Origin of the sequence: Corynebacterium sp. LK2510 (assembly GCF_040946405.1) — a bacterium.
Classification (GTDB): Bacteria; Actinomycetota; Actinomycetes; order Mycobacteriales; family Mycobacteriaceae; genus Corynebacterium.
Genome location: NZ_JAYWLR010000053.1, coordinates 1 through 441 on the forward strand (window position 1 = coordinate 1; position 441 = coordinate 441).

The window sequence follows — 441 nt, forward strand, 5'->3', positions numbered from 1 at the left end:
ACCCCGGGGAAACCGAAAAATGCCCACTACAACCCGAAGATGGGCCACTGCTTCGTCCACACCGTCGTCGACGACTACTCCCGGGTGGCGTACGCCGAAATCCACGACGATGAAAAGGCGGTGACGGCAAGCGGCGTACTGCGGCGGGCGGTGGCCTGGTTCGGTGCACGTGGGATCACCGTCGAGCGAGTCATCAGTGACAATGGGTCAGCGTACAGGTCTAGGTTGTGGGCCGAGACCTGCAACGAGATGGGGATTGTGCCGAAGTGGACCAGGCCGTACCGGCCGCAGACCAACGGCAAAATCGAGCGGTTCCACCGCACACTCGCCGATGGGTGGGCCTATGCCCGGCATTACATGTCGGAGCAGGAACGCAGACAGGCGCTGGGCCGGTGGCTGCATGATTACAATCACCACCGGCCCCATTCCGCGTGTGGGGGT

General features: G+C 63.0%; 1 protein-coding gene. It reads left to right on the forward strand.

All coding sequences use genetic code 11. The features are described from left to right. A partial coding sequence (locus VVR41_RS10715) for an integrase core domain-containing protein (RefSeq protein ID WP_368524759.1) occupies positions 1 to 441 on the forward strand: 441 nt, incomplete at both ends.